Below are 8,430 nucleotides of genomic sequence, written 5' to 3' on the forward strand. Positions count from 1 at the left end.
GGTTTTTTTGTCATGCCTTATGCTACTATAGTTTATTCCCCTTATGCAAAAAAATTACGGTTTTGCGTAAGTCCTATTATCTTTAGCGAACGATTTTTTGTTAAGTTTTGTGTTTTATTTTGAATAAAAATCCATATAAATCAATGCTATTGATATATTAAAATAGAAATTTAAAATAATAAGAATACTCAAGTGCATTTCAGAATACACATTGCTTGACTAAGCCTAAGTTATAATATAACATTGCCATTATTTATTAAATTTTGGAATTTCAACCATGCGTGCAGATATCCACCCAACTTACAGTACTGTTTTGTTTCATGACACGAACGCTGATGTGTATTTCTTGATTGGTTCAACGATTCAAAGTAGCCAAACTCGTGAATATGAAGGCGAAACATATCCGTACGTCACACTAGATATTTCAAGTGCGTCTCACCCTTTCTATACTGGTGAACAACGTCAAGCAAGCAACGAAGGTCGTGTTGCAAGCTTTAACAAGCGTTTTGCACGTTTTAACCGTGGTGGTAGCAAAGCTGCGGAATAATTATAAAATACTTATTTTATTGTTATAATATTTCTTAAATGGGAATAGTACTGCGGGTATTATTCCCATTTTTTATTTGGAATCAAAATAATTCAAAAGTTGTTGAAAATAATTCGGATTGCTTTATAATTTGCTGTCTGCGAGCTTTAAATACAGCAGGAGCAGGAGACTCAAAATAGTTGAATCTCAAAGCGATTTAAATGATTTAATTAGGAGATATGATATTAGATGGAAAATATTGTTGCGTATATATTGCTTTGTTTGGTGTTGGTGATTTCACCTGGTCCAAACACTTTTTTGATTTTTAGTACAGCAAGCCATGTCGGCAAACATGATGCATTATTAAAAATTTTTGGCTTAGTTACCGCAACATATATTCATGGTCTATTATCTTTATTTGGTGTTTCGCTCATATTATTAAAATCGCCGCTACTTTTTAATGCTATCAAAATATTGGGTGCATTATATTTATGCTATCTAGGCTTAAAGTTTTTGTGGCAAGCATGGCGTAATGAAAATAAAAAATCTAATACAGATAATCAAGTCATAAAACTCACACATATTAAGAGTTTTATGGCAGGATTTATTACTCAAATTCTGAATCCTAAAGTATCTATTTTTTATATCGCTGCCTTTCCACAGTTTATTAATTTTCATAGTAGCTCACATTATATAAATGGTTTAGCATTGATTAGTATACATGCCTTGACGATAGCGACATGGTTTACAGTGATGACATTATGTATTAATCAATTTAGTCGTCCTGATAAAGACAGTCGTTGGGCTAGAGTAATGCTGGCAATATCGGGTATTTTATTGATCTATTTCTCTGTGTTACTTGGCTTGCAACCTTTGCTAAAAGTTACTTAAACCCATGATATGAATTGTTTTTTTAATTTTATTAAATAGTGCATTTAACCATAAGAATAGCTTTTAATATAGATTAAAATTTGTTATAATTGTATTGCATCATAAAAGTCTATGCTTTATTGAGTATAGATTTTTTAATCATCGAATAACCATATATGAATGGGTAAAATAATGAACGATAAACGAACACATTGGCAGTTTTTTGATATCATTGTATTGTCCATAATCTTTTTTGGTATTGCGACATATACTGCCATTAGTGGTTATATTGAATTACTGCAATAACAACAAGTCGCACCTGATAAATTTATATTCAGTGAATCAATGAATTATAACGGTATTATTTTAGACCTGATTGTTTTGGCAGTAGCTGGTGCTTACTTATATTGGCGGAAGTTTGATTTTAAACAGCTTAATTTTTCGGTCAATCGTTATACTTTACCACTCACGCTTGCAATGATTTTTACAGCGGGTGCTGTGGCAAATATTTATGAAATTATTCATTATAATCTTTTCCCACAACATATTATGGCGTTGAGGATATCAGCCAAGTGGCTGAAGAAGCATATCAATATACATGGGCAGATTATACCAGTCGCCTTTCACCATCATTATCTGTATTTTCATTTTTAAATGGCTTTTATGAAGAGTTATTTTTTATGGGGCTGGTGATGGCAACACAGGTAAAATACTTACGTCATGCCATAGTTTATAGTTTGTTTGTACGGTTTATTTTTCACCTTTATCAAGGTATTGCTGGTGCAAGCACGATATTAACGTTAGGTTTTGTGTTTTTGTTGTGGCGTAAAAAGGTAAATAGTTTAGTGCCATTTATGTTAGCACACGCATATTTTGATTTATTTGGTTTGGGTTTACCTTATCAATTATTGTTTGATTGATGATTTTTTCACAAAAATAAAAGCCAAAAGCAATATAATATACTTTTGGCTTTTATTTTGTCGATTTTTAAGGTTAAGCTTAGTTGATATAGGTTAACCAGTGTGCATATTTTTCGTTACGACCTTCGACCACATCAAAATATAATTTTTGAATTTGAGCGGTCAATTCACCACGACCACCATTGCCAATTGGACGATCATCATATTCACGAATTGGCGTCACTTCTGCAGCTGTACCTGTCATAAACACTTCATCTGCCAAGTAGAATTCATCACGTGTGATACGACGCTCATGCACTTTGATACCTAAGTCTTGTGCGAATTGCATAATGGTACGGCGAGTAATCCCGTCTAATGCACCACCAGACAAATCAGGCGTATGTAGCTCACCATCTTTAACCAAGAATAGGTTTTCACCCGAACCTTGGCAGACATAACCTTGCGGATCCATCAAGATGGCTTCTTCATAACCGTTACGGGTCACTTCTTGGTTTGCCATAATCGATACAGGGTAGTTGCTTACCGCTTTGGCTTTGCACATGGTGACGTTTGGCATGTGATGAGTAAAGCTCGATGTTTTAACACGGATACCATTTTTGATGCCTTCTTCGCCCAAATATGCACCCCATGCCCACGCTGCAACAATGGCATGAATGGTATTGCCTTTTGCAGCGATACCTAATTTTTCTGAACCGACCCAAATCAGTGGACGCAAATAAGCTGATTCTAATTTATTTTCGAGTACCACATTTTTTTGTGCTTCTAGCAATTCATCATAGCTATACGGCACGTCCAGTTGGAAAATTTTTGCTGAATTTAATAAGCGTTTGGTATGGTCTTCTAAACGAAAAATCGCTGTACGACCATCCGCAGTTTTGTAGGCACGCACCCCTTCAAACACCCCTAAACCATAGTGTAAAGTGTGGGTCAGGACATGGATTTTGGCATCACGCCAATCCACCATTTTGCCATCTTGCCAGATAAAACCGTCACGATCTGCCATACTCATTGTGAATACTCCATGTTTGTATCAATTAAAACTTTAATACCTTAATTTATACAATTTTTGCTGATTATACAAATTAAAAAAAGCGTGATTACCCAAAACCGCTAGGCATGAATCAGATGCTTTTACATTTCCAAACAAAGCCATACTATCAATGAAAAAGCTGTTCCCAAATGGCACAGACTTGCTCACGTGTGACTTGCCATGCTTCTGCTTGTACACGCAAACTTTGGTTATCTAAAGCGAGTCGGTGGCTTTCACCACGCTCTAATAAATACGCCATAATCAGTAAATCAGCATCATCAAGGCTGATCATTCCTGCACTTGCTGCATCTTGAAATATACGGACATTGTCTGAATAATGTGCGAGCTGTGCATCTTGGTGGCTAAATGCCAATACCAAAAATTGTGCCATAAACTCAATATCGACAATGCCACCACGATCATGCTTGAGATGGAAAATACCTGCTTGGCTCTCGTGGGCTTTTGAACCGAGATGATTGAGCATTTTCTCTCGCATTTCTAAGACTTGCTGTTTGACATCGGCAAGCTCACGCTGTTGTGTGAGTACTGCACAACGAATTTGTTCGAATTTTTGGCATAAATCTGCATCACCTGCCACCGACCTTGCACGTACTAAAGCTTGGTGTTCCCAAAGCCATGCGTGTTGATATTGATATTGTTCAAACTGTTTTAGGCTACTCACCAATACCCCTGCATCACCATTCGGGCGTAAACGTGTATCGACTTCATAGACACGTCCATCAAGAGTTTGTGTGGTCATCAGCGACATAAATTTTTGTGTACAACGCATGGCAAATTCCATACCTGAAATGGCTTTTTTACTATCGGTTTCGGTATAGTCTTGATAATCATGTAAAAATACCAAGTCCAAATCTGAGCCATAACCCAATTCAATGCCGCCCAATTTACCGTAACCGACCACCGCCATACCAATTTGATCTAAACTGGCACGTTCGCCATTGTTTTTGACAGGTACACCATAACGTTGAGCGGTCATTTGGAAAGCCAAATTCAACGTGGCATTGACACTAATTTCGGCAATATCGGTCAGTACGTCAGATACTCGCATCAACGGACTTTCTGCCAGAATATCACTGGCTGCTACAGCTAATACATTGGATTTTTTAAATAAACGTAACACACGCATAATGTCTTCAACATCATTTAGTTCTAGGCGTAATAATTGTTGGCGTAAGTTTTGTTGTAAATCTTCACGCTGTGGAAATTCAAAATCCAAAGACAAAAACTCATCCAACAGCACAGGATATTGCACCAATTCTTCACAAATCCATGGGCTTGAGCTTGCCATTTTCACCAAGCGTTGCAATGCCCCACGGTTTTCAGTCAGCATCACCAAATATACACTACGGCGTAAAATCGATTCTAATAAAGGTAATAAGCGTAATAATGCCGCTTGTGGTCTATCTGCTTGTACAATCGCTTGACTGAATAAAGGCCAAAATTTTCTCAAGCGTTGTTCTGCGGTACTTGGTAAATGTTGCACTGTTTGACTATGCCAAAAACGTTCAATGCGTGCTTTGGTTTCGTCATCCAAAATCATTGCCAATTCTTCGGATAACATTTCAAAAGATTGATTTTCCAATTGTTCTTGATTCATCGGTTGTTCAATCAGGTGTTTGAAATAATGACTGACTTTATTACGATGAATATTTAAATCATCCATAAATGCCTGCCAAGTATCAAAATTCAAAGCATAAATTAGACGCAGGCGTAACTCATTTTCTTGCGGTAGGTTTTGCGTTTGTTGATCTTGTAAAGCTTGGATGGCATGTTCGACACGACGCAAATACAAATAAGCCGTGCGTAATTCATCATGGGCAGTTTGATCCAAAAAGTGATCATCATAAAGATGTTTTAACGCTATCAAACATTGCCGATCTTGTAATTTGAGATGCGAACCACCGTAAATCAATTGAAAAACTTGCACGATAAATTCAATTTCACGGATACCGCCAGCACCGAGCTTGACATCATCAGCGGTATTGCGACGTGCTACCTCTTTGTTAATCATGCCTTTCATTTCACGCATGGCGGCAAAGGCGGTATAATCCACATAACGACGGAACACAAAAGAACGGCTTAAGCGGATAATCTCTTCGCCTGCTGTACCGCCAGTAATGGCACGGGCTTTAATCCATGCATAGCGTTCCCATTCACGTCCGTGTTGGATGAGATATTTTTCCAAAGCCGCATAACTGAGTGCCAGAGCCGAACCATCGCCCCATGGACGTAAACGCATATCAACACGGAACACAAAACCATCTGCGGTAACATGATCGAGCAAATAAATGATTTTTTGTCCCCAAAAAATACAAAATTGCTGTACGTCTATGCATTTACGTCCATTGGTTTCACCGTTTTGAGCAAAGCAAAAAATCAAATCAATATCACTGGATAAGTTTAATTCTTCTGCACCATGTTTACCCATGGCGATGACCACCAAATCTTGCACAGTCCCATCCGCACCAATTGGCTCACCATGCTTGGCGACCAGAGCAGGGCGAGCAAAATCTTTGGCAGCAACTATACAGGCATCAGCAAAATATGAAAGCTGTTGCGTCAGTGAAATCACATCGGTCAAGCCGTTACAATCTTGCCAAATCCAACGCAACATCAATCGGGCACGCAATTGGCGAATGCATCGCATCCATGTTACTTCGTCTTGTACATCAGAAAGGGTGTCTTGTAGTAATTGTTGAATATCTTGTTGGGATAAGGCAGTTAAAAATTGGTCTTTGGCATAATCTTGTTGCCAAATACCATCCATACTCTGCATGACTTGAGTGGCATAAAGGCTACTTTGCTGTGTACGTTGTTGTTGTTTTTCGTTCATGTTCATCATTCCAAAACAAGATAGATATTTTTAAAATCATCACCGAAATGACAAAAAATAGCAAGGTTTGATAAGGCTTTTTCAGATTAAAGTCGAATAAAAAAATCGAGCCTAAAATGTTTTAGCACTCGATTTATCAATACAAAAATGACTTTAGATTATTTACGGATATAACGTCCAGTCCATTTTTCCAAACGTCCTTGCAATAAAGTTAAACTAAAACAAATTACCCAGTAAATAAGTGCAGCTTGAATATAGACCAGCATAAACTCATAATTACGTGCTGCAATAATTTGTGCTTGTTTAAACAGTTCGGTGACCAAAACCAAAGAAGCCAAAGACGTATCTTTTACTAGACCAATGAAGGTATTCGATAATGGTGGCACAGCAACACGAATCGCCTGCGGTAAAATAATATATCTAAAGGTCTGCATATAGCTCATACCCATACTCATGCCTGCGTCCCATTGTCCCTTATGAATAGACAAAATGGATGCACGAACATTTTCTGAAGCGTAAGCACCGACATTAAGCGAAAAACCAATGATCGCTGAAATAAAAGGATCTAGGGTAATGCCGACACTCGGTAAACCATAGAAAATAATAAATAATTGTACCAGTAATGGCGTACCACGAATCAAGCCAACATAAGCCAAAGCAATACGATATAAAACATGATGCAAAATATTGGTACGAGGGAAAACACGAATAAATGCCACCATTAATGCAATCGCAATACCGCATATAAATGCAATAACGGTAAGAGGAATGGTATATTTAATTGCACCTTGTAACATCGGTGCAAATGAAGTCATGACAATATTGGCACGGTTTTCATCCATAAAAGGCAATTGTGCTAAAAAGTTATTCAATATTGACATATTTATGACCTTTCATCATTAGGTATATGGGGGTTTTGTTAGGGAGCATAGTATAGCTTAAAAAATCCATTTAAAAAATAAAACGGTAATCAGCGACTACCGTTTTATAAATTGGCTTTAGGTATTCAGCATATTATTGCTTACTGATATCTTGACCAAAGAATTGATTGCTCAATTTTGCCAAAGTACCATCTTTTTGCAATGCTTCAATTGCTTCGCTCACCTTAGCATTGGCGGCATCTTCACCCTTACGGAAGATAATACCTGAACCTGTTTTTTCAGTCGCAGGTGCGGTAAGTTTGATTTCTAAACCACTATTTTGGTTCTTTTTCAAATAGTCCAAGACTGCCAAATGGTCGTTTAACGTTACATCAGCACGACCTGTACGCACTAATTCAACCGCTTGTGCTAAGCCTTCTACACCGATGATTTCTGCACCGTATTTGGTTGCCATTTCAGCGTAGTTACTAGATAAAGATTGGGCTGACTTTTTGCCTTTGATGCTTTCCCAATTTGCCAAATCAGTGACTTTTACAGGTGCGACCAATACAGGACCAGACCAGCTATAGGCAAAAGATTTGTCGTATTTGGCTTGACGCTCAGGAGTGGTTAAGCTTACTTGGTTTGCCACGGCATCAAAACGCTTGGCATCTAGACCTGCTAACATTGCGTCCCACTGCGTTTCTTTAAAATCAACTTGTACGCCCAATTTCGCAGCCACAGCACGTGTTACTTCGACATCATAACCAGTCAATTTGCCTGATTCATCATGATAAGTGAATGGAGGATAAGTACCTTCTGTACCGACAGTAATAGTACCGCCTGAAGTCAAACGCTTGTACAAATCTGTTTGATCGCTCGCTGCTGCGTTAGCAGGTGCTGATGCGGTCGTGCTTGCCGTAGCACTTGCTGTTGAGTTGCTTGCATTGTTGCTGTTGCCACAAGCAGATAAAGTCAAGGCTGTACCTGCAAGTAAAAGATAATATGCTTTCATAATCTGCTCTAAAGTGGACTGCTTAAAGTCAATCTTAAATGGGAAAAGAAAACCAACTAAAATAGATGGTTTTATTGAATATGGCATCAGTCTAAACAGTTCTTTATCACTTTTCAATCTTATTTTTAGAATTGTTTAGCAGAATATTAGATATGATTTATCGATTTAATTTTTATATGGCTGGGTCTCTTGTTTAAATATAAAGCGTCTGCTAATTTAAGATGGTACAAACCGTAAATAAGTTTTTAGGAAATAATCATGAAAAAAATCGTATTAAGTAGGGTGTGTTGACATACAAAGAAAATTAGTTTAATCATTGCAATGAGTATTAGGGTGTGTTGACATACAAAGAAAA

Annotated in this window: 7 protein-coding genes; 3 read left to right on the forward strand and 4 right to left on the reverse strand. The window is 37.6% G+C overall.

Annotation, left to right across the window (positions count from 1 at the left end):
• The first annotated feature begins 277 nt into the window (after positions 1 to 277).
• The 3 genes from ACEYX7_RS09865 to ACEYX7_RS09875 all read left to right on the forward strand — a co-directional run bounded on the left by ACEYX7_RS09865 (position 278) and on the right by ACEYX7_RS09875 (position 2,316).
• Positions 278 to 547, forward strand: coding sequence for a type B 50S ribosomal protein L31 (locus ACEYX7_RS09865; RefSeq protein WP_374803586.1), 270 nt, complete (start codon positions 278 to 280; stop codon positions 545 to 547).
• A gap of 228 nt (positions 548 to 775) precedes the next feature.
• Positions 776 to 1,417, forward strand: a complete 642-nt coding sequence (locus ACEYX7_RS09870) for a LysE family translocator (protein ID WP_374803584.1) — start codon at positions 776 to 778, stop codon at positions 1,415 to 1,417.
• 551 nt (positions 1,418 to 1,968) lie between these two features.
• Positions 1,969 to 2,316, forward strand: coding sequence for a CPBP family intramembrane glutamic endopeptidase (locus tag ACEYX7_RS09875; protein WP_374803580.1), 348 nt, complete (start codon positions 1,969 to 1,971; stop codon positions 2,314 to 2,316).
• 79 nt (positions 2,317 to 2,395) lie between these two features.
• Here the strand turns inward: ACEYX7_RS09875 and ACEYX7_RS09880 are convergent, their stop codons facing one another.
• The 4 genes from ACEYX7_RS09880 to ACEYX7_RS09895 all read right to left on the reverse strand — a co-directional run bounded on the left by ACEYX7_RS09880 (position 2,396) and on the right by ACEYX7_RS09895 (position 8,075).
• Entirely contained in the window at positions 2,396 to 3,325 is a 930-nt protein-coding gene (locus ACEYX7_RS09880) for a branched-chain amino acid transaminase (protein ID WP_374803578.1), read from the reverse strand.
• A gap of 148 nt (positions 3,326 to 3,473) precedes the next feature.
• Positions 3,474 to 6,200 (reverse strand): bifunctional [glutamate--ammonia ligase]-adenylyl-L-tyrosine phosphorylase/[glutamate--ammonia-ligase] adenylyltransferase, encoded by a 2,727-nt coding sequence (gene glnE / locus ACEYX7_RS09885; RefSeq protein WP_374900515.1) that lies wholly within the window; start codon positions 6,198 to 6,200, stop codon positions 3,474 to 3,476.
• Between the two features lie 158 nt (positions 6,201 to 6,358).
• Positions 6,359 to 7,081, reverse strand: a complete 723-nt coding sequence (locus ACEYX7_RS09890; RefSeq protein ID WP_465246278.1) for an amino acid ABC transporter permease — start codon at positions 7,079 to 7,081, stop codon at positions 6,359 to 6,361.
• 133 nt (positions 7,082 to 7,214) lie between these two features.
• Positions 7,215 to 8,075 (reverse strand): transporter substrate-binding domain-containing protein, encoded by an 861-nt coding sequence (locus ACEYX7_RS09895; protein ID WP_374807068.1) that lies wholly within the window; start codon positions 8,073 to 8,075, stop codon positions 7,215 to 7,217.
• Between the last annotated feature and the right edge of the window lie 355 nt (positions 8,076 to 8,430).

Origin of the sequence: Hubeiibacter jixunmingi (assembly GCF_041928215.1) — a bacterium.
Classification (GTDB): domain Bacteria; phylum Pseudomonadota; class Gammaproteobacteria; order Pseudomonadales; family Moraxellaceae; genus Acinetobacter.

Excerpts from the sequence above, each read along its gene's own strand:
- ACEYX7_RS09865 (WP_374803586.1), top strand. The coding sequence starts at position 278 with ATGCGTGCAGATATCCACCCAACTTACAGTACTGTTTTGTTTCATGAC.
- ACEYX7_RS09870 (WP_374803584.1), top strand. The coding sequence starts at position 776 with ATGGAAAATATTGTTGCGTATATATTGCTTTGTTTGGTGTTGGTGATT.
- ACEYX7_RS09880 (WP_374803578.1), bottom strand. The coding sequence starts at position 3,325 with ATGAGTATGGCAGATCGTGACGGTTTTATCTGGCAAGATGGCAAAATG.
- glnE (WP_374900515.1), bottom strand. The coding sequence starts at position 6,200 with ATGAACGAAAAACAACAACAACGTACACAGCAAAGTAGCCTTTATGCC.
- ACEYX7_RS09890 (WP_465246278.1), bottom strand. The coding sequence starts at position 7,081 with ATGTCAATATTGAATAACTTTTTAGCACAATTGCCTTTTATGGATGAA.
- ACEYX7_RS09895 (WP_374807068.1), bottom strand. The coding sequence starts at position 8,075 with ATGAAAGCATATTATCTTTTACTTGCAGGTACAGCCTTGACTTTATCT.